Raw genomic sequence first — 25,630 nt, 5'->3', positions numbered from 1 at the left:
TACCTCTCTTTCACAGAGCGCTCATCCGCAACAAAAAACCTCTGTTTCCACTTCATAAGCGGCCACAGAGGTCTCTTCCCAATCACGTCTAACGCATGAACTAGCTGCCCAACTCCAGCTTTCGCCCACCGGTGCTTCGATGGTAGAGAATGAATGCCAACAAACCGACGAAGCCAAACAAACTTGCAGCATAGAGCAGCGAAGGAATCGGCAGCGTCTCCGACAAGGAAGTGCTGAGCAGCGGCCCGATACTGCCGCGGATCCCGAACAGCATAAGATGAAGGCCGAATACGACGGCTTCACGCCCCGGAGCCAGCCGGAACACATAGGCCAGGAAGCCGATATCCCAGATCGCATCCCCTAAGCCTTGAATGCCGCTGCCAATCAGAACAGCAGGCAAATTGCCGAAGATTGCATACAGTATCGGTACGATCGCGAACGCAGCTAATCCATAAGCGACTGTTTGTTTGGCCGACAGCTTATCGATCACACTGCCGACTACAAAGTAGGAAACGAGCAAACAGGTAAAATAAGTCGCTCGCGCATAGCCGATTTCCGTATTCGTAAGCTCCAGCCAATTGACTTGAATGATTTGATACAGCGGCTGAGCGATAATGTTACCGAAACCAGTAAACGTACAGGCAAGGAAGAAAATCGCCAGCTCGCGGTTCTGCTTGATGAGCTGCAGCTGTTCCTTCAATGAAGCACGCTTCGCGGTGTGCAGCCTGGAGGGGGCTTCCTTACGTGCTTTCACCTTCGAGAACACGAGAATGGAGATGACACCTGTAATAGAAGCAAACAACAGCGGTCCGGACGGCCCCGACACATCAGTCCACTTGCCAATTAGGAATGCAGTCGGAATCATAATGATTCCCATGGCCACCCTCGTATTGCCCATCAGCTTCCCACGATGCTCAGGCGGATACATGCGGACGACCATCGAAGCATAAGCCGGTGCCTGTACCCCCATCAGCATATGGAAGGATAATGCGGCAACGACATAAATGAAGGGTACGCCAAAAAAGGCCGGCAGAATGATCAATGCCCTTGCAATCAAATTCGGAATAATAATAAACGGCTTCGGATCTCCTGAACGTTCAATCCAGCTTGCCCACATCGGAGAAAGCAGCAATCCAATTGCTGGGGCCGCTGACAGCAATCCAACCTGAATATTGGATGCTCCTTGCTGAATCGCCATCGGGATGTAAAACTGGTTGAACACAACATTAAAGAAACTGAACAACACCGAAGCTGTGGCATCAAAACGGAAATTATGCCAAGCCCGCGGGCCAAGCTGCAGCTGCAGTGTCGAGACTAGCGATTTTATGGCATTCATGTGCTATCGTTACCCTTCATATTCGATCATTTTTCAGAGTATAGTATAACACTCCTTGCGCCTTTTGGCGTCTATTTTCCATTTTGACAAACCATCTTGCATGGGAGCATAATGAACGTTGAGAGATTACCAGATCAAGCTCGTGTTAGGAGGATTTCAACATGCCGCTTTGGCGCCTTAAACGGCTATTTCAGATGAGGCCGTTTATTTTTTTCACCCTTATATTAGTCATCAAAACAACATTAGCATGGCTCGTCATCTTTGACGGAGGTCCATCCTGGACGCTGCTCGTTACAGAACTGCCATTCTTCTGGTTACTATTCTGCTTAATTGAATGGTTTGCCACCAAACGCAAGCTGGCGTTGTATGTGACGGTCAATTTACTTGTCACCGCGATCCTGTTCGCCGTCATCATGTATTACAAATATTTTGGAATCATCGTGACCTATCATGCCCTGGAGCAGGTCAATCAGGTAACGGCCGTGAAGAGCAGCGTGTTTTCCCTGCTGGATCCTTATTATTTATTTATTTTTCTCGATATTTTTGTGTTCACCTTCCTGCTCATCAGACGATCGAAATTCCAGGGCTGGAAAACCTTCAGTCAAATCCCGCTTAGCCGGTCTGTGATTTCGCTTGTTTTCATCATTTCGCTCGCATTGTGCCTCTTCAATATATTGCCCAATCGTGCAAGCATGAATGAAATTGTGAAAGCAGAAGAAATGGGCATTCTCAATTACGAGATCTATACGATTTTCGCGGAAGACAACACGCCGAAAACACCGATGAAAGAGATTACCCGTGAGCTGATCGATGAAACGAAAGGCATTACGGAGCCCGCAGCACCTAAATACGCAAACATTGCAAAAGGCAAAAATCTCATCATTTTACAAATGGAGTCCCTGCAGAACTTCTTAATTGGACTCAAAATCGACGGACAAGAAATTACGCCAAATATGAATAAACTCGCTCGCGAGCATATGTATTTCCCGAACTTCTACCAGCAGGTCGGCCAAGGAAACACCTCCGATGCCGAATTCGTCGTGAATACATCGTTCTATGTTCCGCCGCGCGGCGCTGCAACAATGGCTTACAGCGACAAAGAATTGCCAAGCCTTCCTAGAATCTTGGATCAGAACGGCTACCAGAATGCTACCTTCCATACGAATGTCGTGGAATTCTGGAACCGAATCGGACTTTATAAAGCACTTGGTTTTGACAAATACTATGATCAATCGTTCTTCGGCAAAGAAGATATGGTCTTCTTCGGTCCTTCCGACGAGGTGCTGTACAAGAAAACAGCCGAACAGCTTGATAAAATGCAGCAATCCGGCAAACCGTTTTATGCACAAATTATTTCCATGTCATCGCATCACCCCTTCACCATTCCCGAGGCGAAGTACAAGATGAAACTGCCGGAACGATATGAAGGAACATTCGTTGGCGATTATATCCGTGCCCAGAATTACGCCGACTATGCGCTTGGGTTGTTCGTGGACGACCTGAAGGCGCGCGGGATCTGGGATAACAGTGTATTCGTCACTTACGGCGATCATCTTGGTCTGCCGGTCTACTCGCTAGACAATGACGATAAAAAGCTGATGCGCGAAATCTATGGCCATGAATACGGATTTACCGACATGATTAACATTCCGTTAGTTATCTCTGCTCCCGGTATATCCGCACCGGAGAAGCTGCCGCAAATCGGCGGTCAGTCGGATATTATGCCTACGGTAGCGAACTTGCTTGGCATTTCATTAGCCGATCACATTCATTTCGGTCAAGATTTGCTCAATCAAACGTCGAACATTTTGCCTGAGCGTTATTACTTGCCTTCCGGATCGATGATTAACGATCAAGAATTATTCATCCCGGGGACTGCCTACAATGACGGCACGCATTATCCGCTACATGGCAGCGTTCAGAATGGATCAACCGTATCCGAGGATCAATACAATCGGGCGCTGAAGCTGCTTCATCTATCAGACAGTTATGTGAGCCAGCTGCCGCCGGTGAAACCTTAACTAACGTACTATAAGCATGTATGTATGCAAAAAAGCACTCTTCTCGCTAGCAGGCCATTATGCCGCTATTGAGGAGAGTGCTTTTTTTCGGTGATCGATCAATTCATCTGACCAAACAGCCCGTATTTGATTTCGCAAACGGTGCCACGACCCGATTTACTCGTGAACAGAATTTGCCCGCCCATTACCTTGACGAGGCTGACAACGACCATCAGACCAAGCCCGGTTCCTTTCTCCTTCGTCGTGAAGAAGGGCATCCCGATTCGTCTCAACTGCAATTTACTCATGCCCACACTGGTATCGGAAATTCGAATGCATACCTTCCCATTCTCAATCCGAGTCGAAATCGTCAACACGCCGCCTGCCGGCATCGCTTCAATCGCGTTCTTCATCAGGTTTAACAGACACTGCTGGAACTTCTTCGGCTCCCCCATAATGTAGAAAGCTTGCTCCTGCTGATGCACAATTCGGATTTCAATGCTGGACATCACAGACAGCGGAGCTATCCATGGAATAAGTCCCTCAATCTCCGCGATGACATGAATGGGTCTTGCTTCTTCAATAGTCGGCTTCGCATAATTCAGGTAATCCGTTATGATCGCGTTCGCATGCTCGACTCCCTCTATGGCATGCAACCGATATCGTTCCATGGATTCGCTGTTAACGCCGGGCTTCGCCATCATTTGGAGAAATCCTTGTGTCGTCGTAAGCGGATTGCGGATTTCATGCGAAATCGATGCGGCCAGCTCACCGATCATGTGGTACTTCTCGGCTTTGTAGAGCTCCTCTTGCAGATTTTCCTGATTCCGTACTTTATAGCAGGTTAGGCTGACGATAACGGCAGAAATCATTGTACCCAGGAATAGCACTGCCATGTCAGCCGCATTCAGCTTATCATTATCCGGATATACCATAAGGAACACTGCGAAATGAATGCATATAAAGAGCAGGACATAGCCCGTTGTCCGCAACAGCTCGCTCTTCCATAACATCCGGTAATGGAACCATAGTCCCAGCAGTAACAATACGATGTTGCTGGCAAGATTCGCCTGCAGCTCCGTACCCACTAGGATGTTACCGCATAGCGTAACTGCCGCACAAATGAGTACTCCGGGTATAGCCCCTTCGAACACCGACGCCATCATAATCCCGATCGGCATGAGATGAAGCGAATAAACAAGCGGATCTGTAGGCTCGATGATTTGATAAAAAGCGGACAGCACCGCCAGGATGACAGCGATCATCTGCTTTCTTCGCCGAGCCGACAGCATGACCCTTGGGCTTATAAAGAGAAATGTACAAGATGCTAATATATAGAGCAAACCATGAAATTCATAAATTAGGATGGCGGACATGGATATCAAACACGACTCCCTTTAGTAGGATCGACCGTTAAATAGTAGAAAATAACCATTTTCACCTACATAACTATAACATATAGTTATATGTTTAATCTCCATTTTTGGGAAAGATGTTCAATTATGGTTCCATCCATTTTGTGTAAAGTTCGTTGAGCTGCTCTTGTACTTGCTCTCGTTCACGCCAGCGCTGTGCGAGTTCATCTACTCCAAGCTGCTCAGATTGATCATTAAGCTTCGCGTCCATCTCAGCCAGCCGGGCTTCGAGTTGACTGATCTTCTGCTCTAGCTTCACTGTATTGGGCTGCTGCACGGCGGATTTGGCTACCTCCGCCTCTATTGCTTGATTTCGCTTTACCGGAACTGTTTCCTTCGCTTTCACAGGCTGCACGGCTTCATCCGCACGAAGCTGCTTGCGCTTCTCGGCATATTCGTCATAAGCGCCGAGGTACACCGTCAGCTTAGCCCGATCGAGCTCCCAAACCTTATTCGCCAATCGATTAATAAAGTAGCGGTCATGCGAAATCGCGAGTATTGTACCCGGGAAGTCTTCCAGCGCTTCCTCAAGCGCTTCTCTGGAGGCGATGTCCATATGATTGGTCGGTTCATCCAGGAGCAGCAGGTTCGGCTTCTTCAGGATAAGCAGCGCGAGCCGCAGACGCGTCCATTCGCCCCCCGACAGCTGACTGACGCTCTTGAACACATCTCCTTGCGTGAATAGATAGCGCGCCAAATGTGAGCGGGCTTCCCCCTCCTCCATCCCCGCAGCCTCGCGGAAATAAGCAAGCACATTCTTCTTATCATCCGCAGGATACTGCTGCTGGGCCAAATATCCGATATCGACGCGCGCTCCGATGTCGATCGTCCCGCTGTCTTGTGTTTCCGTTCCGAGAATCAGCTTGAACAAGGTTGTTTTTCCCGCTCCGTTAGGACCAAGCAGCATAATCTTCTCGCCATAGTGCAGCATTCCATCGACCTCATGCAACAGCTTGCGGTCACTGTAACTCTTGCTTAAGCCCTGAAACTCAACGACCCGTTTCCCTGAGCGATCTGCCAGCTGAAGCTGAAACTCCGCCCCTTTCGGATCCAGTACCGGACGTTTCACCTTCTCCATCCGATCCAGTGCCTTCTGCATAGAAGCAGCTCTGCGGAAAAACTTCTCGTTGCCGCCAACTCTCCCCCACTCATGCAGCTGTTTGATCGTCTCTTTCATCTTCTTTATGACCTTCTGCTGCTCTTGGTACTCGGCAAACTGCTGCAGCAGCTGCTCCTCCTTCTCCCTCACATAGCCGCTGTAGTTGCTATGGTACGTAACTGCTTCACCATCTTCGATATCGATGATTTTCGTCACGACATGATCGAGGAACATCCGGTCATGCGAAACGATCAAGCAAGAACCGTCATAACCGTTCAGGAAGGATTCCAGCCACTGCACGCCTTGCAGATCCAGATGATTAGTCGGTTCATCCAATAGAAGCAGCTCCGGCTTGCTGATGAGCTGCGCCGCGAGGCCGATCTTCGTCTTCTCTCCACCGGATAAGGTGCCGAATCGCCTTCCATACATCTCGCGCGGAATCAGCAGCCCTGTCGTGACCGTATCGATCTTTGCATCTAGCTCATAGCCGCCTTCCATCTGAAACCGCTCCTGAAGCACAGAATACTCGCGCAGCAGCTGCTCTAGACGCTTCTCTCCCGTGCCCGGATCGGACATTTCCAGCTCCAGCTTCGTCATTTGGGCTTTGCACGCCAGAAGCTCGGCATACCCTGATGCCAGCACATCGTAAACCGTTCCATCATCCCAAGCTGCCGGAATTTGCGCCAAATATCCGATTTTCGTATCCTTGCGAATCGTGAGCTGCCCTTCATCTGGTTTAGACAGCTTAGCAATGAGCGAGATCAACGTAGATTTGCCGCTTCCGTTGCGGCCGACCAGTCCTACCCGCTCCTCTTCGTGAATTTCAAATGTCACATCTTCAAGCACAAGCGTCGCGCCGTAATATTTCTTTATATGTTGACCATTAACTACTATCATATGGAATCCTCCTAATTGTTTCGGAAGATCGCCCCCAGTTGAAACCAACAAAAAAAGAGCCGCAGGAAAATGCCCTGCGACTCTTCGGTCTTTACCGATCGAGGTCTAAGGTAGGCGTCTTCGCTTGAGTGATGGTGCCGTATCGGCAAATTTGGACAGACTTCTCCCGTTAGGTCCAAATGCATGCACGATGCCAGCCATTGCAATCGGCAGCTGGCTAATACGGTTGTTCACCATTTCTGAATTCATCCTACCTTACACCTCCTTCCTAATATTTATCTAACAATAACACAGATCACAGCCGCGCCGCAAGAAGGCTAAGACGAAATGGGCGATCGTCGCCATTATGCGGTGTAGTAAGGTTCTAATGCAAAAAACGCTCATATCACTGTCCGCCCTCCCATACATATAGCTATGAAGCACACTCGCATTACAAGGGGGAAGCGAAATTGCACCAGGATGAGATCAAAGCATTAGAGCGAGCTATTGACGAGATCACGGAGATTGCACAGGGATTTGGCCTCGATTTCTACCCGATGCGGTATGAAATATGCCCGGCTGATATTATTTATACATTCGGCGCTTACGGCATGCCTACCCGGTTCAGCCATTGGAGCTTTGGAAAAACGTTTAATAAAATGAAGATGCAGTATGATTTTGGCCTGAGCAAAATCTACGAGCTTGTTATTAACTCCAACCCTTGCTATGCCTTTCTGCTGGATGGCAACTCACTCATACAGAATAAGCTGATCGTTGCGCACGTACTGGCACACTGCGACTTCTTCAAGAACAATGCGCGCTTCAGCGCTACGAACCGGAATATGGTGGAAAGCATGTCCGCCACGGCCGAACGTGTGAGTCAATACGAGATGGAGTATGGAACCGATGCCGTTGAGAAATTTATCGATGCCGTCTTGGCTATTCAGGAACATGTCGACTCCACGATTATCCGGCCGTATAAGCTGGATAAGACCCATTACATCGAGCTGCTCAATAAAGCCAATCAAGTCGACAAAGTAGCGCGCCCATCGCAATATGACGACCTATGGACGCTTGATGCAGAGGTACAAGCGGAGCAAGTGAGCCTCAAAGCAGCCAATAATGAACCGAAACGTTTCCCTCCTCAACCGGAGAAGGATCTGATCTGGTTCATTGAGGAATACTCGCCGAATTTGCAGGATTGGCAGCGCGACATCATGTCCATGCTGCGCGATGAGATGCTCTATTTCTGGCCGCAAATCGAGACGAAAATCATGAACGAAGGCTGGGCTTCCTACTGGCATCAGCGGATCATCCGCGAGCTTGACTTAACGAGCGAGGAAACCATCGAATTTGCCATGCTAAACTCCTCCGTTGTGCAGCCGTCGAGACACTCGCTTAATCCTTACTACCTGGGGCTCAAGATCTTCGAGGACATCGAGCGACGCTGGGATAATCCGACTAAGGAGGAGCAGGATCGCTTCGGACGCAAGCCGGGTCTTGGGCGGGATAAAATCTTCGAAGTGCGGGAGTTCGACTCCGACATTTCATTCCTGCGTAATTATTTGACGAAGAAACTGGTCGGCGATCTGGATCTCTACGTCTTCGAGAAGAAAGGCGCGGAATGGAAAATCACCGACAAAGCATGGGAGTCCGTCCGCGACCAGCTTGTGACATCCCGGGTTAACGGCGGCTTCCCGAGCCTCGTCGTAACCGACGGCGACTTTAACCGCGTGGGCGAGCTGTTTCTGTTCCACCAATATGAAGGGGTCGAGCTGGATTTGAAATACGTGGAGCGTACGCTCCCACACGTCGTTCAGCTGTGGGGCAAATCCGTTCACCTCGAGACGATCGTCGAGGACAAACGAATCGTGTTCAGCTGCGACGGCAAGAAAACGAGCCGGAAATTCATTTAGATGAAAGCAAAATGAAAAATCGCATTCCCGAGCAGCCACCTAAGCGACTGCGGGAATGCGATTTTTTGGATTGAACTTAGGAAGCCACTTCTAACGAACCCAGGATGGTGCGCCACCACCTGCTCACCCTTCCTATCACTAAACCTCGACCTTCCTCACATCCACTTTCACTTCCAAATTCGCTTCGCTCGTTCCCCGATACACGCCTTTAACAGGGACAATATCTTTATAATCCCGGCCATGGCCGAGTTTCACATATCGTTCGCCGACCAGCGCATCGTTGGTCGGGTCAAACCCGCACCAGCCAAGACCCGGCGCATACGCCTCTACCCAAGCATGAGAAGCCTGCTCGAAGTCCGCGTTGCCCCCTCGCAGGTCACCGACAAAATGATAGCCGCTCACATAACGAGCCGGAACCCCTTTCGAGCGGCAAGCCGCAATCATCAGATGCGCAAAATCCTGACAGACTCCGCGACGTCTGCGCATCATCTCGCCTGCAATCGTGTGCACATTGGTCGCTTCCGGATCGTATACAAACTCGTTGCGTATCCGATTGGAGACGTAGGACAACCAGTTGTACACACCCTGCTCTTTCTCATTCGGATCACTTAGCTGCGGCGTTTCCGCGAATGCCGCAACCTCCGGCGTAATGCCTGTATACTCCGTGGGCAGCAAATATTCGGCAAACCGGTTCATCGCACCGTCCGTCGCCAGCCAATCCCATGCTTGCTTTGGCGTCATGCCTTCCTGGCCCTCGATCGGTTTAACGGCTTCCTTCGTGACGACCGTCATCTGCGTGCGAATGATCAACTTGCGATGCTGATCATTGACGGAGAAGGCGTGAACGCGATTGCCGAAATAATCATCATAGCTGAAGAGCGGCGCATTCGGCTCCACCGAAATGGAATGCTGATAGCACGATTGCTGCTCATTCGTAAATGGCGTCAGCCGGATTTCATTGACACTGTCCATAACCGGATTCATATACGAATATTGGGTTGTGTGCGTGATGCAAAGCTTCATGCGCTGACCTCCCCCATACGAAAAAAGGTATGAGCAAACGACACCCCCAGCTGTCCCGCAGCTTGGAGCAAATGTCCCGTTACCCGCCCTTCTTCATCCCGCTGCAAATCCTCCCGCTCCAAGCAGGCAAGCTCCGCTTTCAGCTTCACCACTTGCCGGATGATTCGATCATGGGCCGTACGAAGCTGCTTCTCCTGCAGTTGAATACCGCGTAAATGCTCATCGAGCGCATGCAGCGAGTAATGAACGGAACGCGGGAACACTTCATTAAGTATCAGAAACTCCATAATCGCTTCCTGCGAGAAACCATCCGCATAATAGCGACGGAACGTTTGGTACCCGCTGACGGATCGCAGCACGGCTTGCAGGAATGGATACACATCATTGCCGCCTTCCATATCAGAAGGCAGCATCGTTCTGGACGTAATCGCGGATTGCATGATACGAAGCGTATTCTCTGTCCGCTCCAGGTATCGGCCGCATTCGATGAAATGAAATTCATTCTCGCGCGGCATGACCGACTGCGTTATGCCTTGGAAGAGCGCCGTCCATTCTTTGATTTTGCCAAAAAACTGATGAGGCGACTCACGGGTCCAATCCCCTGCCTGCTTCTCGCGAAGCCACAGATAGAAGCCGTTCGTCACATCCCATAGCTCACTAGGCAGCTTCTCCCGAAGCGTTCTCACATTATCCCGGGCATGATTGACGCATGTAACGAGGGAATTCGCATTGTCGCGATCTAGGGTGATGTAGAGCACAACGTCTTGCTCCGTGTAAGTACCGTACTGCGATTCGTAAGCGGCTCTGCTGCCGAGTGCATCGACGATCCGCCCCCATTTGCACAGCGACTGGGCTTTCTCGCCGGGTTCGCCTTTGGGTATCGTATGCGAGTCATCTGACTGAAGGTGATAGTGAACATCGATTAGCCGAGCATGGTTCTCCGCCCGTTCCATGTACCGCCCGATCCAAAACAAAGCTTCCGCATTCCGGTTCAGCATCGTCCATCCCTCCGCTTCCTATAATCGTTAACGACTAAGCACCCACGTATCTTTCACGCCGCCGCCCTGCGAAGAGTTCACGACTAGAGAGCCTTCCTGAAGCGCAACACGAGTCAGTCCGCCCGGAATAACATGGGTTTGTGCGCCCATGAGCACAAATACGCGTAAATCAATATGGCGCGGCTGCATAGCCCCTCCGAGCATCACCGGCGCCCGCGACAGCTTCATCGTTGTTTGAGCGATGTAGCGGCCCGGATCGCGGCGAATGGCATCCGCGAAGGCGTTGATCTCCTTCGTGGAAGCAGCAGGACCAATAAGCATCCCGTAGCCGCCGGAGAGCGAGGTCTCCTTGACTACGAGCTGATCCAAATTATCGAGCACATACTCCCGCTCTTCCTTGCGCGACAAAATGTAAGTAGGTACGTTATGCAGAATGGGTTCCTCGCCTAAATAGTAACGAACCATATCCGGCACATACGCATAGACCGCTTTATCGTCCGCTACGCCTGTACCCGGCGCGTTGGCGATCGCTACATTGCCTGCACGATAAGCATTCATGAGACCCGGCACACCAAGCAGCGAATCTGCTTGGAAGGCTAACGGATCCAAATACTCATCATCAAGTCTTCTGTAGATGACATCTACCTGGCGCAAGCCGCGCAGATCACGCAAATAGATTTTGTGATCCTTGTACACCAAATCGCGGCCTTCCACCAGATGAATGCCCATCTGCTGAGCCAGAAACGCATGCTCGAAGTAGGCGGAATTATAAGCCCCTGGTGTCAGAAGCACGATAAGCGGGTTCTGCTTCCCCGATGGCGCCAAGCTGCGAAGCGAACTTAAGAAGACATTCAAGCTGCGCTCAATATCCGCCACTTTACTGTTCAAGTATAAATCGGGGAACAGCTCACTCATTAAGCTTCTCCCTTTATACAAGTAGGAAAACCCGGATGGTGTACGAAGATTATCCTCCAGTACAAAGTAGCGGCCCTTCTCGTCCTTAATTAAATCTATGCCGGATGCGGTCATATAGACATTTTGAGGGACCTGCAGCCCTGCCATCTCCGGACGGAAATATTTATTGCTAATGATCATTTGTCTAGGGATGATGCCGTCATTGACGATGCGCTGCTCATGATAGACGTCGTGGATAAAGGCGTTCAATGCCTTAACACGCTGCTTCATGCCGCGTTCAAGGCTCTCCCATTCATGCTTCGGAATAATGCGCGGAATATAGTCAAAGGGAATCGTTCGCTCCAGCGGCTCGTTCTGATTCTGGGTGTAGAGCGTAAACGTGATTCCTTCCTCCAGCATCCGCTGCTGAATTGTCGTGTGGCGCGCTGTTAGCTCCGGCGGCTTCATACGGGCGAACGTTCGATGAACACTTTCGTAATGCGGACGTACATTAAGATCTTTATCGAACATCTCGTCGTAGAAAGATTGTGAATCGTAAGGATCGAATTGTGATTTCATCGCCATCGACATGTCAACCGCCTCCAAAGCCATCAGTGTCACTATCATGTCAGTTTTTGCACTATCTTGTCTATCTCATCGAGCTAATACCTGGATTATATTACCTAGATCATACTCAATGGCAACATCAGTGTCAACTTATATAACACACAAAAGGCCCGAAAAAGCAGCCTTTACAGTAATTTAAGGAATATTTTTGTTGGGTTACGCTTACATGCCCTCCTACCACATTACGCAGCGGAAGTGCTGTAGGTTACCCCTTCATTTTCTCGAATAATCAGGTGCTTTACTTTGTCGACGTTCGCCCCTGACACAGTGGCATATAAGCCTCCCCCGCTATCTGCTGAATCGTCGAAATAAACATTGCGATCGACCGGACTGTAGCATACCGCCGCCGCCATGTTAACAACAACGTTGCGATCAAGTCGCTCGTAACCGAATGGGCCGAATACGAGCGCCACTTGCTCCATAGTTTGCGGGTACTGATAGCTTGCTCCGCTCTTCGTCACAAATTGTGCCCCTTTCGGAGTTTGCGACACGAAGCATATCTTATCCATCGGAACCCATTCACTTTCCCCGTTCTTGTTCAGCAGCAACAACTGCATGTCCAACACTCCCTCTGAATAAAATAAGAACTTATGTTCTTATTTTAACAGATGATTGGTTGGCATGTACACCATCCAGACGCTTGTCCCTCCCTAATCGAAGAAGGGCCGCAGAACGCAACTTTCGCGTCCTGCGGCTTCATCACTCTCTATTATCGGTTAAGCAGACTTCCTACGTAGCGCAGCAGCTCGTTGGCACAGACCGGGCAGTATCCGTGCTCATCAATCAGCCGCTTCGTTACTTCATTAATACGCTTCAGCTGTTTCTCGTCCGGTGTTTTGGTCGAGGTCGTAATTTTGACGATATCCTTCAAATCTGTAAACAGCTTCTTCTCGATTGCTTCGCGCAGCCGTTCATGGCTGTAGTAATCGAATTTCTTGCCTTTACGCGAGTACGAGGAGATCCGAATCAATATCTCTTCACGGAACGCTTTCTTCGCATTCTCGGATACCCCGATTTGCTCCTCGATCGAACGCATCAGCCGCTCATCCGGATCCATCTCTTCGCCTGTAAGCGGGTCTTTGATCTTCGCCCAGTTGCAGTACGATTCGATGTTATCGAGGTAATTCTCAAACAATGTTCTAGCGGACTCTTCGAAGGAGTAAACGAACGCCTTCTGTATTTCTTTCTTGGCGAGTCCGTCATATTCTTTCCTGGCTGTGGAAATAAAATTTAAGTATCGTTCCCGCTCTTCCTTCGTGATCGAAGGATGCTGATCAAGTCCGTCTTTCAATGCGCGCAGCACATCAAGGGCATTGATACATTGCAGGTCCTGCTTTATGAGCGCACTCGAAATCCGATTGATAACGTACCGCGGGTCAATACCCGACATGCCTTCTTCGATGTATTCCGACTGCATTTCCTTCAGATCAGCTTCCTTGTAGCCTTCGATCTCCTCGCCGTCATACATGCGCATTTTCTTAACGAGGTCCATCCCTTGCTTCTTCGTCTCTTTCAGACGAGTCAAGATGGAGAAGATTGCCGCTGAGCGCAGCGAGTGCGGCGCGATATGAATGTGCTTCATGTCGCTTTGGCCGATAAGCTTCTTGTAAATCTTCTCTTCCTCCGACACCTTCAGGTTGTAAGGAATCGGCATAACGATCATCCGGGATTGCAGCGCCTCATTCTTCTTGTTGGCAATAAAAGACTTATACTCCGTTTCGTTCGTATGCGCGATGATAAGCTCATCCGCCGAGATCAAGGCGAATCGGCCGGCTTTGAAGTTGCCCTCTTGGGTTAGGGACAGCAAATTCCAGAGGAACTTCTCATCGCATTTGAGCATCTCTTGGAACTCCATCAGACCGCGGTTCGCTTTATTCAGCTCGCCGTCGAACCGGTATGCGCGCGGATCGGATTCCGAACCAAACTCCGTAATCGTTGAGAAATCGATGCTTCCCGTCAAATCGGCAATATCCTGAGATTTCGGATCGGATGGACTGAATGTTCCGATACCGATACGGCTCTCTTCCGAAATCAATACGCGTTCAACTTGAACATTCTCAATATCGCCGCCATATTCGGTTCTTACTCTCATTTGGCAGGACGGGCACAGATTGCCCTCGATTCGGACACCAAGCTCTCGCTCCGCTTCAGGCCGCAGTTCGTTTGGAATGAGATGCAGCGGATCCTCATGCATCGGGCAGCCTTTAATCGCGTAGACAGCCCCTCGTTCTGTTCTGGAGAACTGTTCGAGGCCTCGCTTGAGCATCGTAACAATGGTGGATTTGCCGCCGCTGACAGGTCCCATGAGCAGCAAAATCCGTTTCCTCACATCAAGCCGCCGGGCTGATGAATGGAAGTATTCCTCTACAAGCTTCTCAACGGCGCGATCCAAGCCGAATATTTCTTGTTCGAAAAACTTGTATTTCTTCGCAGTGCCGCCATCATCCACAACCCCGAATGACTCAATCATCTCATAAACTCGAGCATGCGCAGTCATGGCCGGAGTAGGATCTCGCTTCAGCAGGTCGATGTAGTCCTTGAACGATCCATTCCAAGCAAGTTTTTCGCTTTCCGCTTTATACGCCGAAATCCGTTTCAAAATATCCATGCCGTAACCTCCTATAAGCTTTGCGATTGCAAAACTCATTTCGTAAGCCTATACTCCGACCAGCCTGATGCCACATTCTAGAACGCCTCATGCATGCGGGTAATATTTATCCAGCCATCTAAAGCTGCCCGGCATTTTTTATTGAAGTATTACATTCCTATGCGCTTTCGCAAGGGAAGTTGCCCTATTTTTTAAACAAGATTCCGCCAAAATCCGCACTCTCCAGACACTAATTTTACAAAATGTTAATTCCGTTAAAACGAGCACCTGCCCGTCTCTATTGGGCAAAAAGCTATACGTACGAAGACTTGCCTCCTCCGTTCGCGCTCCATTAAAGCCATGTCGAATAGAGACGAATCCGACAAATTTCTGGTGTGGCCGACACGAATAAAGTTGTGACACCAGATGTAACCTCTAATTAATGACTTAAGGGGACGTCCAGAATGTGCTATAATCGTGAACAGACTACCCTCCATGGAATCGAGGCGATGAATTGGCTGTCAAACACGAAACCGAGCTGTATCCGCCAATCAAGTCTTATTTCGAGAAACAAGGCTTTGAGGTAAAGAGCGAAATCATGCACTGCGATCTCGTCGCCATTCATCCGGATACGAATGAAACCATATTGGTGGAAATGAAGAAAACCTTTAATCTTGCGCTCCTGCTCCAAGGGATTGAGAGGCTGCGATTAAACAGCCATGTTATTCTCGCCGTTGAACGCAACCGCAAGAAGGTTGGTGCGCATAATCAGCGCTTCGGCGATCTAACTGAGCTATGCCGAATGCTCGGCATCGGCTTGATGACCGTAACCTTCTTCAAGACCAAATCACCGGTGCTGGAGATGCTCTGTCAACCCGGCGATCCGCCCGTGCGCGGACAACGTCGTGTCCGTCAAGCGAAATTGCTCACCGAATTTCGCGAACGCAGCGGCGACTACAATACCGGCGGCAGCAACAACCGCAAGCTCGTCACCGCGTATCGGGAGAAGGCCCTTCGAGTGGCTTGGGCTCTTCACCAGCACGGCGAGTTGTCCCCTCGCGCAGCCGCGGAGCTGACCGGAATACCGCGAGCCAACCATTTTCTTCAGAAGGATTACTACGGCTGGTTTGAACGCATACGGCGTGGGCATTATAGCTTGAAACCGGACGGAGCAGCCGCACTAAAGCAGTACAACCATATTATTGAAGCTTGGCTGCAGCAGAAGCCCGCACAAGAGTTAAACACCGCAATCATTCCTAGAAACAAATGATCAAAGGAGACTGGATACTGATGAGCGAAATGAACAACTATAGGGTCATTGGCAATGTAGAAGATTTCCCGGAATTTCCGGCACATGTTAAGTTGAACAACCAGCCTTATTATATTGTTGAAGCCCCTCGCAAAGAAGATGAGGAACAGCGCTATAACTTGATTTCGGCCATCTGCCCGCACGCTGGCGGCATTGTCAGACCGCATCTAAACGAGCTTATTTGCCCGCTGCACTACTGGTGCTTCGATAAAGCGACAGGCGAATCCACGAACATTCCGGGTGAGCAGCTGGATTGCTCGCCGCTCGAAGTTCGGGACGGCCAGTTCCTGCTTCAAGCCTAAAGAAAACAAACAGAAGAAGCCCGGAATCCTCGATGTGAGGACTCTGGGCTTCTTCTCTTAAGACATCTAGAACGTCATGAACTAACGGCGCGCCAGAAACTCATTCAACGCTTCAGCAAAACGCGCGATACCGGTCGCCATTCGCTCACCTTGTGTATACGTAAAGTTCAAACGAGCTGTGTTACGTGCAGGTTCTGCGGCATAGAAGGATGCGCCTGGAACGAAAGCAACATTCTTCTTCACAGCTGCCCGAAGCAGTGCCTCGGCATCCAATCCATCAGGGAGCTCCAGCCAGAGGAACATGCCGCCTTTAGGCTCGATCCATTTTACATCGCTCCAGCCCTGCTGCGTAAGCAGCTTCTGCATTTGCTGCATACGATCACCATAAGCCTGTCTGATCACTTGAATATGGTCATCCAACGAGAAATGCCGGAGCAGTTGATCCAATGTCTGCTGATCCAGTGAACTGGAGTGCAGATCCGCCGCTTGTTTCGCTTTCGCCATCATCGAAATCACGTTGCGATTGCCGATTGCCCAGCCCGTGCGAAGTGCAGGTGCGACTGTTTTGGAGAACGTGCTTGTATATAGGACATGGCCGCCATCCGCGTTGTTATCAAGCGAGAACAAGGTCGGATAGTCGGCGTTGATATCAAATTTAATATCGCCGTATGGATCATCCTCCAAGATAGGGACACCATAACGATGGCTTAGTTCAAGCAGCCCTTTGCGGCGTTCCATACTCCATACTCGTCCCGTTGGATTACCGAATGTAGGTACCACATAGATCAATCTTGGCTTATGCTGCTTGATGAGACGCTCGGCATCCGCTATGATCATGCCATCTTTATCGCTGGCCACCGGAACAACGTCCAACCCGCTCAAGTTAAACACTTGCAAGCTGGCCAAATAAGTCGGATTCTCCACCAAGACGATATCGCCCGGCTCCATCAGAACGCGAGTAATCAAATCAATGGCTTGCTGCGAGCCGGTCGTCATGATCATTTCATCAGGCTCTACGTGCATGCCTTTCTGTGCCATGCGAGCACAAAGCTGCTCACGAAGAGGCATGAATCCTTCCGTAAGTCCATATTGCAGCGTGTTCTTACCGGAACGGAATACGCGATCTGATGCCTCTCTGACCGCATCAATCGGAAACAACTCTTCGGCTGGCAAACCGCCTGCGAACGAAATAATCTCTTTCCCTTGCGTAAGCTTCAATATGTCGCGAACAGCAGATGATTGCAGCCGTTCGACATGATTCGAAAACCGGTATTCCACGTTCATTCCTCCCCATTTCCTTTATCACACATTTTACGCGCAATTGGTGATGGGAGCAACTAGAAGAACGCGATAAAACGCACGGTTTTGCACACTTTTCTCCAATAGGTTACAGCGTTCACCAATGTGTTGCATTTTATGTCTGAAGCGAATTTGCTGTAACAACATGTTCACAACTTTGTTCGTTTTCTTTTTGCATGCCGTTGGGTATAATGAATTGTATGTATGTACTGGCAGCATAGGAGGGAATACGAATGACCATTAATTTTCTTATCGTCCTCACTGTCTCGGCCTTGTTCCTGATCGCCATGTGTACGGCGTCATACAATGACGACAAGACTAAAGGCTTGTAATGCAATAGGACCAAGCAAAAAAAAAGAAGCTTTCAGCGATTGATAACAATCGTCGAGAGCTTCTTTTTAATGCGAAAATGGAGTTCTACACCGAGTTAACCCCGACGCAGACCCGCCATTTCTGTCATACATCCCCCACACAGGTAACGCTCTTTAAACTCGCGTACACCATCAAGCGTGCCACAAAACACACAACGAGGACGATAACGTTCCAAAATGATATGGTCACCCTGGACAAGAATCTCCACGGGGTCTCCTTCATTCATTTGGTATCTTTTACGTAGCGATTTTGGCAATACGATACGCCCTAATTGATCCACTTTACGCACAACACCAGCCGGTTTCACAAATTCACATCTCCTGTAGTCGCATTTTGCAAGTTAACGTCATATGACAGTTTGCTCACTACTAGGTTCGATAATGGCCGGTTAATTCCTGCAATTATTTCGATTTTCTTAGTATTCTGCAACAATAAACAGCTTTCAAGCAAAGCAAGTTAGCTTAAACCAACGAATCCATTTTGCCGAAACGCTTCAAAGACAACAATTGCGGCAGAATTCGATAAATTCAGCGATCTCACTTTATCGGTCATCGGTACACGAATACAGGTATCCGGATGCGCATCCAGCACATCTTGCGGCAGCCCTTTGGTCTCTTTCCCGAACACGAAGAAATCGCCATCTTGATACTGATGCTCCGAATATACTTTCGAGCTTCTTGTGCTTGCGCAGAAGAAACGTCCCTCCGGATACAGATCCTTTAGCTCCTGGAACGAATCATGATAATGAACCTCTACCGCATACCAATAATCCAAGCCGGCCCGTTTTAGCGTTTTGTCATCTGTGTTAAATCCCAATGGCCGAACCAGATGGAGAATTGTACCTGTTGCTGCGCAAGTACGTGCAATATTGCCGGTATTTGCCGGAATTTCCGGCTCTACGAGAACGATATGAAATGCCATTTGTTATCAAACACCCTTCACTTTTTACATAGCTTTTACGCTAGCTTAATCTATTGAGAAAACTTGCCTGTCATAATACAACTATAATGTTGCATGAAAGGGGAACATAAACGCTTGAAGAAGAAAATATTAATCGTTGATGACGAGCCATCTATCTCCACATTGCTTGAGTTTAACTTAAAACTTGCCGGATATGAAGTGCGTTGCGCTTCAGACGGAGAAGCTGTGTTCGACTTGCTGAAACCGTTTCGTCCTGATCTCATCGTGCTTGATCTTATGCTCCCCAAGATGGACGGACTGCAAGTATGCCGAGAACTGCGCAAGCAAAATAACGTCGTTCCCATTATTATGTTAACTGCACTCCACGATGTAAGCGACAAGATCGCAGGACTTGATCACGGCGCTGACGACTATATGACAAAACCATTCTCACCGCAAGAGCTTCTCTCCCGCATTCAAGCCATATTGCGCAGAACGCAGGCGCTGCCGGGTTCAGGAGAATCAACAACGCATACAATCGGTCCGCTAACTGTTCTATCCGAGCAGCGTGAAGTGCAGCTTGAAGGAAAGTCTGTGGAGTTGACACCTAAAGAATTCGAACTTCTGCTTTACTTATGCCGTCATCGCGGGAAAGTGCTTAGCCGACAGCAGCTGCTGCACGGTGTATGGGACTATCATTTCCTTGGCGACACCCGTATCGTTGACGTGCATATTAGCCATCTGCGTGACAAAATCGAGAAAAATGCACGGACACCTGAATATATCATGACGGTCCGTAACGTTGGTTATAAGCTTTCCGGTCCGGGAAGCAGCACGTCTAATGCAGACTCTTCACTTGCTTAACACATACCGGATCAGATGCACTCAAGAAGACCGCCGGCCTTCCACGAATGGAAGAGCCGGCGGTCTTCTTGCTTTTGTCCTATAGAGCAAACTATCGGCTTCTATACTGCTAGCCGTTGCGCTTCTGGAAGTCGCCCATGAAATCCGCGAGTGCTTTGCAGCTCTCAAGCGGCACAGCATTGTAAGTCGAAGCACGCAAGCCGCCAACGCTCCGGTGGCCTTTCAAGCCAACAAATCCTTGCTTCTCGGATTCCTTCACAAACTGCTTCTCCAGCTCTTCCGTACCAAGACGGAATGTGATATTCATCAACGAACGGCTATTCGCGTCTGCAAAGCCGCGGTAGAAGCCGCCGCTGTTATCGATCGTATCGTAGATCAGCTTTGTTTTGTCGCGATTGAATTGCTCCATCGCTGCAACGCCGCCTCTCTCCTTCACCCATTTCAACATAAGACCCACCAGATAAATAGAGAAAGATGGCGGTGTATTGTAAAGGGAATTGTTCTTCACATGCGTATCATAGCGAAGCATCGTCGCGATCGATTTCGGGCTCTCCGAAATCAAATCTTCACGCGCGATAACAATCGTTACGCCCGATGGTCCCAGGTTCTTCTGTGCACCGGCATAGATCATGCCGAATTTGCTGACATCAACCGGACGGCTTAGAATATCGCTCGACATATCGCCGATCAGTGTCACATCACCTGTTTCCGGATAAGCGGCGTATTGCGTGCCTTCAATCGTTTCATTCGACGTAATATGCAGGTAGGCCGAATTTGTCGGGATTTGGAGATTGCTTAGGTCCGGAATACGATTAAACTTATCTGCTTCCGAAGAAGCTACAACCGCCGTTTCACCAAACAGCTTCGCTTCCTTGATTGCTTTGTCAGCCCAGCTTCCTGTGTTTACGAATGCTGCGGTTTGGCCGGCGCCCAATAAATTCATCGGGATCATAGCGAATTGCGTGCTTGCCCCGCCTTGCAGGAATAATACTTTATAATTGCTTGGAATTCCGAACAATTCGCGAAGGAGCGATTGCGCGCCGTCATTGACCTCTTCAAAAATGCTGCTGCGATGGGACATTTCCATAATGGACATGCCTGCACCCGCATAATCAATAAATTCCTGTTGTGCCTGCTGCAATACTTCCAGCGGCAATGCCGCTGGTCCGGCATTAAAATTAAACGCACGATTCGTCACTGTAGCTCACTCCACTCTTCAATTTGCTTATCAGTATGATAGCAAGTTTCACGCTTTGCATCAAGTGTAAAAAGTCGAACAAAAACCAACAGTTTTATTACGAATATTCGGATTTAGCAATTTTTAAGGATAATGAAAAGCGAGCTCTCCGTGAGAGAGCTCGCTGAAAGTAATTTGTAGAATGAGTTCGGACTAGCAGTCGAAGTATAGGCTGTACTCGTGCGGATGAACGCGGATTGCAACAGCTTTCGCTTCAGCACGCTTCAGTTGTACGAAGTTGTCGATAAAGTCTTTGGAGAATACGCCGCCTTCAGTCAAGAATTCGGAGTCAGCTTCCAAAGCGTCAAGCGCTTCATCAAGTGTTCCCGGAACCGAGCGAATTTCTTTCTTCTCTTCATCCGGAAGATCATAGATGTTTTTGTCGAATGGACCATAACCAAGAGCAACTGGGTCCAGCTTGCGCTTGATACCGTCAAGGCCTGCAAGCAGCATTGCTGCGAATGCGAGGTAAGGGTTAGCTGTGGAGTCCGGTGTACGGAACTCGATACGGCAGCCCTTCGGCGTAACTGCAGCAACCGGGATACGGATTGCAGCAGAACGGTTACCTTTCGAGAATACAAGGTTAACTGGCGCTTCGTAGCCTGGAACAAGACGCTTGAAGGAGTTCGTCGACGGGTTTGTAATTGCAATCAACGCTGGTGCGTGGTGCAAAATTCCGCCGATGTAGTGCATAGCCAGTGGGCTCAGGTTTGCATAAGCACCTTTCTCATAGAACAGCGGGGAATCGCCGTTGAAGATGGAAGAGTGAACATGCATACCGCTGCCGTTGTCGCCGAAAAGCGGTTTTGGCATAAACGTTGCAACTTTGCCCCATTGGCGAGCAACGTTGTTGATGATGTATTTGTATTTCAGCAGGTTGTCTGCAGTTTTAGTCAATGTGTCAAAACGGAAGTTGATTTCAGCTTGACCAGCTGTTGCAACTTCATGGTGATGACGCTCAACGCGAAGGCCGGATTCTTGCATCAAACGAACCATTTCGCTGCGGATGTCTTGTTGGGAATCAACAGGAGCAACCGGAACGTAGCCGCCTTTTACAGGAATTTTGTAACCAAGGTTGCCGCCTTCTTCTTTACGAGCCGTGTTCCAGCCAGCTTCAGCGGAATCAACTTCGTAGAAAGAAGTGTTCATTTTGCTTTCGTAGCGAACTTCGTCGAAGATGAAGAACTCGGACTCAGGTGCGAAGTAAGCTGCTGTACCAACGCCGGATTTTTGCAGGTATTCTTCTGCTTTTTGAGCGATGCCGCGCGGATCGCGCTCATAGCGCTCGCCATCTGGCGTATGAATGTTACACATAATATTCAATGTTGGGTGATCTGTAAACGGATCGATGAAGCTGGACTCTGTGTCCGGAATCATAACCATATCAGACTCTTCAATACCGCGGAAACCCGGGATCGAGGAACCGTCAAAAGCTACGCCGTTAACAAAAGTTTCGGCATCTACTTCCGTCGAAGGAAGTGTGATGTGGTGCGCGTGGCCGGAAAGATCCACGAAACGGAAATCTACAAACATGATGCTGTTCTCTTTGATTGTGCTCAATACGTTTTGAACTGACATTAGGTATTTCCTCCATTTCCGAACATTTGCGATGTGTAGGACATTAATTGTTCAACTTCTGATCTGAAACTATGATTGTTATTATAGGTTTTAGGTTTATTACAGTCAATAGTCATGTAAGGTATTTTTTAAAGCATTTGTTAGATAACTTCACATAATTGTCAGATTGTTCAAATTCCCAGTGTTGACGCCAAAAACAAGAAGCTGCAGCCCCCATAAACGAGAGGTCGCAGCTTCCGGAAACCCGATAATTATACAATGCCATGAATGATTATTTGATCCACGTATTGAAATATTCAGCCGGCTCCTTAGGAGTATCGAAACGCTTTCCGACCAATTTCCCCAACTGCTCCAAATCTTTTAGAAGGTTCGCGAATTGGTCTGGGAACAAGGATTGCACGCCATCGCCTGTCATGGAATTATCAGGATCTGTATGCATTTCGATAATAAGTCCGTTCGCTCCCGCAGCAACAGAGGCTTTCGACATCGGCTCGACCAATTCGCGGCGTCCCGTTCCATGGCTCGGATCCGAAATAACCGGCAGATGGCTGAGTGATTGCAGCACCGGAATCGCAGCCAAGTCGAGCGTATTTCGAGTGTAAGTCTCGAAAGTGCGAATTCCGCGCTCGCATAGCATAACGTTCGGATTTCCGCCTGCCAGAATATATTCGGCAGCGTTCAAGAATTCATCGTAGGTTGCGCTGAAGCCACGTTTAAGGAGTACCGGCGTCTTCACAGTGCCCAGCTTCCGCAGCAAATCGAAGTTCTGCATGTTGCGCGTACCAACCTGTAGAATATCGGCATACTCACAGCAGATATCTACGTATTCCGGCGTCATTACTTCTGTAATCGTGAGCAGCCCATGCTTACGGCCTGCTTCCGCCATCATCGCCAAACCTTCGACACCAATACCTTGGAAGCTGTAAGGCCCTGTACGCGGCTTAAACGCGCCACCGCGAAGCACTTGACCGCCGGCAGCCTTCACCAGCCTAGCAATCTCGTCGATCTGCTCAGGTGTCTCTACCGCGCAAGGGCCGCCCATAATGGCAAGATGCTCCCCGCCGATCTTAACGCCTTTAATCTCAATTATGGTGTCGTCAGGATGGAAGTCACGGCTGGCGAGCTTGTAGGACTTCGAGATTTTGATGACGTTCTCCACGCCTTTCATTTGACGAAGATGCTCCGCCAAGGTAGGCTCCGCCTTCCCGATGATACCAATAACGGTCCGGTCTGTCCCGCGGGAAACATGTGCCTGTACCCCCGCTCTCTCGATATGGTGCACGATCTCTCCAATCCGTTCTTCCGTCACATTATTTTGAGTAATTACGATCATAAGTTCGACTCCCTCTCCTGTCACGCTTAGACGCGTGTTCGCTTCGACGCTTTTATGCTGTTAGGCTTTTATGCTTTTAATCGCTAAAGCAAATATACATGAAAAAACCGGCCTCGTCAAGAGACCGGCTTGCTGTCATTCGATTTATTCCGTTACTGGTTTCACATCAACGGAGACGCGGCGAAGCTTTCTTTTCTCCTTGCGTTTGTTGGCCACGTATTGCAGCGTCATCTTGACAGGGAAATAGAATAGCGCGCCAAGCACCATACCATCAATAATTCCGCCCACAATCAGCTTTAAATTTACAAGCAGCATGTGGTCGAGCCACTCCGGTGCGAAGGGCACCGAAATTTTGATATGGTTCGGAAGCACCCAGCCGCCCACCATGCTATTGATGAACGCAACTGGAATAAAGATTATTTTACCAAAAACAAAACCGATCAACGCACCCGCTAAACTGGCATTCATCATATAGATAAGCGGAAAAATCAGGAAAAAGGCTAGCCCGTAGGTTGGTAATGTAAACATCTCGACAAAAATACCGATTGCGAATCCGAGTGCCACAAACGATGGGCCGCCTGGTGCCCGCATAAGCTGCGTATATTTTAATTTGAGCCAGCGTTTAATCGAGCGCGGTTTGCTTGAAGTCGTCATTTGAGTAGCGCCCCTTTCACTCACAGCGACGATTTCACTCGCACAGTCGGCAACAGTTTGTTCATGTTGACTGTACGCCGTGCTTCCCAGGTAGAGGAATCCTCGTCGTTAAACTGCTCCAGGTAAGCGATGACTTCCTTCGTTAACGGTGTTGGTGTCGATGCCCCTGAAGTTACAGCTACCCGCTTCTTGCCTTTCAACCACTCCACGTCAATCTCCGATACATCCGAAACGCGGTAAGCCGGCACGCCCGCAATCTCTTCCGAAACCTGCGCAAGCCTATTGGAATTATTGCTTCTAGGGTCGCCTACCACGATACACAGCTCGGCTTCCTTAGCTTGTTCCGCAACTGCCTCTTGCCGCACCTGCGTTGCCAAGCAAATTTCATTGTGAATTTCTGCTGTCGGGAATGTCTTCAGCAGCTTGCTGATCAGATGCCTGATGTCCCACTGTGACATCGTCGTCTGATTCGTAATAATGATACGATCGCTGTTTAGCTCAAGCGCATCGATTTCATTCTCTCGCTCTATGAGATGAACATGCTCAGGTGCAATACCGATGGCGCCTTCCGGCTCCGGATGCCCCTTCTTGCCGATGTAAATGACTTCATAGCCTTCAGAAACCTTCTCCCGGATCAAATCATGGGTTTTGGTTACATCCGGACAAGTAGCATCCACAACCGTCAAGCCTCTGTCCTTCGCGCGTCTGCGTACTTCCGGAGAAACACCGTGCGCGGTGAAAATGACAGTCCCGCTCGAAATCTGTTCTAAAATTTCCAAACGGTTCTCGCCGTCAAGCGTAATAATGCCTTCTTGCTTAAATGCTTCTGTCACATGACTATTATGAACGATCATGCCCAAAATATAGATCGGCCTCGGCAAGTCTAAATTTTTAGCTGTTTGCAATGCCAAAACCATGGCATCGACGACGCCGTAGCAATAGCCACGCGGTGAAATCTTCACAATTTCCATACTGCTGCACCTGCTTTCCTGCTAAACCAGTGTTCAACGG

At 49.2% G+C, this 25,630-nt stretch carries 22 protein-coding genes; 5 read left to right on the top strand and 17 right to left on the bottom strand.

Going from position 1 to position 25,630, the window contains the following annotated elements:
• Positions 1-100: 100 nt before the first annotated feature.
• Positions 101-1,336 carry an MFS transporter gene (locus AC50Y3_RS09250; RefSeq protein ID WP_494818464.1) on the bottom strand — a complete coding sequence of 412 codons (1,236 nt, stop codon included), beginning with the start codon at positions 1,334-1,336 and terminating at the stop codon, positions 101-103.
• A 161-nt stretch (positions 1,337-1,497) separates the two neighbouring features.
• Between AC50Y3_RS09250 and AC50Y3_RS09245 the strand changes: the two genes are divergently transcribed.
• The gene (locus AC50Y3_RS09245; protein ID WP_494818463.1) at positions 1,498-3,357 is read left to right on the top strand and encodes an LTA synthase family protein; all 1,860 of its coding nucleotides are present in this window, start codon (positions 1,498-1,500) and stop codon (positions 3,355-3,357) included.
• 98 nt (positions 3,358-3,455) lie between these two features.
• Here the strand turns inward: AC50Y3_RS09245 and AC50Y3_RS09240 are convergent, their stop codons facing one another.
• From AC50Y3_RS09240 to AC50Y3_RS09230, 3 genes are all read right to left on the bottom strand, one after another.
• Positions 3,456-4,601, bottom strand: a complete 1,146-nt coding sequence (locus AC50Y3_RS09240; RefSeq protein WP_494818462.1) for an ATP-binding protein — start codon at positions 4,599-4,601, stop codon at positions 3,456-3,458.
• A 235-nt stretch (positions 4,602-4,836) separates the two neighbouring features.
• On the bottom strand, positions 4,837-6,747 hold the full coding sequence (gene abc-f / locus AC50Y3_RS09235; RefSeq protein WP_494818461.1) for a ribosomal protection-like ABC-F family protein: 1,911 nt from the start codon (positions 6,745-6,747) through the stop codon (positions 4,837-4,839).
• A gap of 105 nt (positions 6,748-6,852) precedes the next feature.
• Positions 6,853-6,996, bottom strand: a complete 144-nt coding sequence (locus tag AC50Y3_RS09230; protein WP_494818460.1) for an RAxF-45 family protein — start codon at positions 6,994-6,996, stop codon at positions 6,853-6,855.
• A gap of 200 nt (positions 6,997-7,196) precedes the next feature.
• On the opposite strand from AC50Y3_RS09230, the gene AC50Y3_RS09225 reads away from it, so the two are divergent.
• Positions 7,197-8,642: a SpoVR family protein gene (locus tag AC50Y3_RS09225; protein WP_494818459.1), complete on the top strand. Its 1,446-nt coding sequence runs from the start codon at positions 7,197-7,199 to the stop codon at positions 8,640-8,642.
• A 138-nt stretch (positions 8,643-8,780) separates the two neighbouring features.
• On the opposite strand, the gene AC50Y3_RS09220 is transcribed toward AC50Y3_RS09225, so the two are convergent.
• From AC50Y3_RS09220 to AC50Y3_RS09200, 5 genes are all read right to left on the bottom strand, one after another.
• On the bottom strand, positions 8,781-9,665 hold the full coding sequence (locus AC50Y3_RS09220; protein ID WP_494818458.1) for a transglutaminase family protein: 885 nt from the start codon (positions 9,663-9,665) through the stop codon (positions 8,781-8,783).
• Positions 9,662-10,663: an alpha-E domain-containing protein gene (locus AC50Y3_RS09215; RefSeq protein WP_494818457.1), complete on the bottom strand. Its 1,002-nt coding sequence runs from the start codon at positions 10,661-10,663 to the stop codon at positions 9,662-9,664. The genes AC50Y3_RS09220 and AC50Y3_RS09215 overlap by 4 nt, the downstream gene beginning before the upstream one ends.
• A gap of 27 nt (positions 10,664-10,690) precedes the next feature.
• Positions 10,691-12,148 carry a circularly permuted type 2 ATP-grasp protein gene (locus AC50Y3_RS09210; protein ID WP_494818456.1) on the bottom strand — a complete coding sequence of 486 codons (1,458 nt, stop codon included), beginning with the start codon at positions 12,146-12,148 and terminating at the stop codon, positions 10,691-10,693.
• Between the two features lie 218 nt (positions 12,149-12,366).
• Positions 12,367-12,741, bottom strand: a complete 375-nt coding sequence (locus AC50Y3_RS09205) for a LytTR family transcriptional regulator DNA-binding domain-containing protein (RefSeq protein ID WP_494818455.1) — start codon at positions 12,739-12,741, stop codon at positions 12,367-12,369.
• Positions 12,742-12,893: 152 nt separating this feature from the next.
• Positions 12,894-14,792, bottom strand: a complete 1,899-nt coding sequence (locus tag AC50Y3_RS09200) for a PrkA family serine protein kinase (protein WP_494818454.1) — start codon at positions 14,790-14,792, stop codon at positions 12,894-12,896.
• 493 nt (positions 14,793-15,285) lie between these two features.
• Between AC50Y3_RS09200 and AC50Y3_RS09195 the strand changes: the two genes are divergently transcribed.
• Together AC50Y3_RS09195 and AC50Y3_RS09190 are read left to right on the top strand one after the other, a co-directional pair.
• Positions 15,286-16,041, top strand: a complete 756-nt coding sequence (locus tag AC50Y3_RS09195) for a DUF2161 domain-containing phosphodiesterase (RefSeq protein WP_494818453.1) — start codon at positions 15,286-15,288, stop codon at positions 16,039-16,041.
• Between the two features lie 20 nt (positions 16,042-16,061).
• Positions 16,062-16,382, top strand: coding sequence for a Rieske (2Fe-2S) protein (locus AC50Y3_RS09190; RefSeq protein ID WP_494818452.1), 321 nt, complete (start codon positions 16,062-16,064; stop codon positions 16,380-16,382).
• Between the two features lie 81 nt (positions 16,383-16,463).
• Here AC50Y3_RS09190 and AC50Y3_RS09185 read toward each other — a convergent pair whose 3' ends face one another.
• The 3 genes from AC50Y3_RS09185 to trmL all read right to left on the bottom strand — a co-directional run bounded on the left by AC50Y3_RS09185 (position 16,464) and on the right by trmL (position 18,974).
• Positions 16,464-17,660, bottom strand: coding sequence for an aminotransferase-like domain-containing protein (locus AC50Y3_RS09185; protein ID WP_494818451.1), 1,197 nt, complete (start codon positions 17,658-17,660; stop codon positions 16,464-16,466).
• Positions 17,661-18,108: 448 nt separating this feature from the next.
• Complete coding sequence (locus AC50Y3_RS09180) at positions 18,109-18,360, bottom strand: AbrB/MazE/SpoVT family DNA-binding domain-containing protein (RefSeq protein WP_090981926.1); 252 nt, start codon at positions 18,358-18,360, stop codon at positions 18,109-18,111.
• 149 nt (positions 18,361-18,509) lie between these two features.
• Positions 18,510-18,974: a tRNA (uridine(34)/cytosine(34)/5-carboxymethylaminomethyluridine(34)-2'-O)-methyltransferase TrmL gene (trmL, locus tag AC50Y3_RS09175; protein WP_494818450.1), complete on the bottom strand. Its 465-nt coding sequence runs from the start codon at positions 18,972-18,974 to the stop codon at positions 18,510-18,512.
• Between the two features lie 114 nt (positions 18,975-19,088).
• Here trmL and AC50Y3_RS09170 point away from each other — a divergent pair, with 114 nt between their 5' ends.
• Positions 19,089-19,817 (top strand): response regulator transcription factor, encoded by a 729-nt coding sequence (locus tag AC50Y3_RS09170; RefSeq protein ID WP_494818449.1) that lies wholly within the window; start codon positions 19,089-19,091, stop codon positions 19,815-19,817.
• 109 nt (positions 19,818-19,926) lie between these two features.
• Here AC50Y3_RS09170 and serC read toward each other — a convergent pair whose 3' ends face one another.
• The 5 genes from serC to AC50Y3_RS09145 all read right to left on the bottom strand — a co-directional run bounded on the left by serC (position 19,927) and on the right by AC50Y3_RS09145 (position 25,590).
• A complete protein-coding gene (gene serC, locus AC50Y3_RS09165; protein ID WP_494818448.1) occupies positions 19,927-21,015 on the bottom strand; it encodes a 3-phosphoserine/phosphohydroxythreonine transaminase in 1,089 nt (362 codons plus the stop codon).
• Between the two features lie 192 nt (positions 21,016-21,207).
• Complete coding sequence (gene glnA / locus AC50Y3_RS09160) at positions 21,208-22,632, bottom strand: type I glutamate--ammonia ligase (RefSeq protein WP_091220963.1); 1,425 nt, start codon at positions 22,630-22,632, stop codon at positions 21,208-21,210.
• 271 nt (positions 22,633-22,903) lie between these two features.
• Positions 22,904-23,965: a 3-deoxy-7-phosphoheptulonate synthase gene (gene aroF, locus AC50Y3_RS09155; protein ID WP_494818447.1), complete on the bottom strand. Its 1,062-nt coding sequence runs from the start codon at positions 23,963-23,965 to the stop codon at positions 22,904-22,906.
• A gap of 144 nt (positions 23,966-24,109) precedes the next feature.
• Entirely contained in the window at positions 24,110-24,619 is a 510-nt protein-coding gene (locus AC50Y3_RS09150) for a DUF2062 domain-containing protein (protein ID WP_494818446.1), read from the bottom strand.
• A gap of 20 nt (positions 24,620-24,639) precedes the next feature.
• Positions 24,640-25,590 carry a 4-hydroxy-3-methylbut-2-enyl diphosphate reductase gene (locus tag AC50Y3_RS09145; protein WP_494818445.1) on the bottom strand — a complete coding sequence of 317 codons (951 nt, stop codon included), beginning with the start codon at positions 25,588-25,590 and terminating at the stop codon, positions 24,640-24,642.
• Positions 25,591-25,630: the final 40 nt, after the last annotated feature.

The sequence above is a fragment of the Paenibacillus sp. J22R98 genome, assembly GCF_059383835.1.
Note: the sequence above shows the minus strand (reverse complement) of the source record. Positions and strands in the feature narration are given on the sequence as shown.

Coding starts and splice junctions, on each gene's coding strand:
- AC50Y3_RS09250 (WP_494818464.1), bottom strand. CDS start 1,336: ATGAATGCCATAAAATCGCTAGTCTCGACACTGCAGCTGCAGCTTGGC.
- AC50Y3_RS09245 (WP_494818463.1), top strand. CDS start 1,498: ATGCCGCTTTGGCGCCTTAAACGGCTATTTCAGATGAGGCCGTTTATT.
- AC50Y3_RS09240 (WP_494818462.1), bottom strand. CDS start 4,601: ATGATCGCTGTCATCCTGGCGGTGCTGTCCGCTTTTTATCAAATCATC.
- abc-f (WP_494818461.1), bottom strand. CDS start 6,747: ATGATAGTAGTTAATGGTCAACATATAAAGAAATATTACGGCGCGACG.
- AC50Y3_RS09230 (WP_494818460.1), bottom strand. CDS start 6,996: ATGAATTCAGAAATGGTGAACAACCGTATTAGCCAGCTGCCGATTGCA.
- AC50Y3_RS09220 (WP_494818458.1), bottom strand. CDS start 9,665: ATGAAGCTTTGCATCACGCACACAACCCAATATTCGTATATGAATCCG.
- AC50Y3_RS09215 (WP_494818457.1), bottom strand. CDS start 10,663: ATGCTGAACCGGAATGCGGAAGCTTTGTTTTGGATCGGGCGGTACATG.
- AC50Y3_RS09210 (WP_494818456.1), bottom strand. CDS start 12,148: ATGTCGATGGCGATGAAATCACAATTCGATCCTTACGATTCACAATCT.
- AC50Y3_RS09205 (WP_494818455.1), bottom strand. CDS start 12,741: ATGCAGTTGTTGCTGCTGAACAAGAACGGGGAAAGTGAATGGGTTCCG.
- AC50Y3_RS09200 (WP_494818454.1), bottom strand. CDS start 14,792: ATGGATATTTTGAAACGGATTTCGGCGTATAAAGCGGAAAGCGAAAAA.
- AC50Y3_RS09190 (WP_494818452.1), top strand. CDS start 16,062: ATGAGCGAAATGAACAACTATAGGGTCATTGGCAATGTAGAAGATTTC.
- trmL (WP_494818450.1), bottom strand. CDS start 18,974: ATGGCATTTCATATCGTTCTCGTAGAGCCGGAAATTCCGGCAAATACC.
- glnA (WP_091220963.1), bottom strand. CDS start 22,632: ATGTCAGTTCAAAACGTATTGAGCACAATCAAAGAGAACAGCATCATG.
- aroF (WP_494818447.1), bottom strand. CDS start 23,965: ATGATCGTAATTACTCAAAATAATGTGACGGAAGAACGGATTGGAGAG.
- AC50Y3_RS09150 (WP_494818446.1), bottom strand. CDS start 24,619: ATGACGACTTCAAGCAAACCGCGCTCGATTAAACGCTGGCTCAAATTA.
- AC50Y3_RS09145 (WP_494818445.1), bottom strand. CDS start 25,590: ATGGAAATTGTGAAGATTTCACCGCGTGGCTATTGCTACGGCGTCGTC.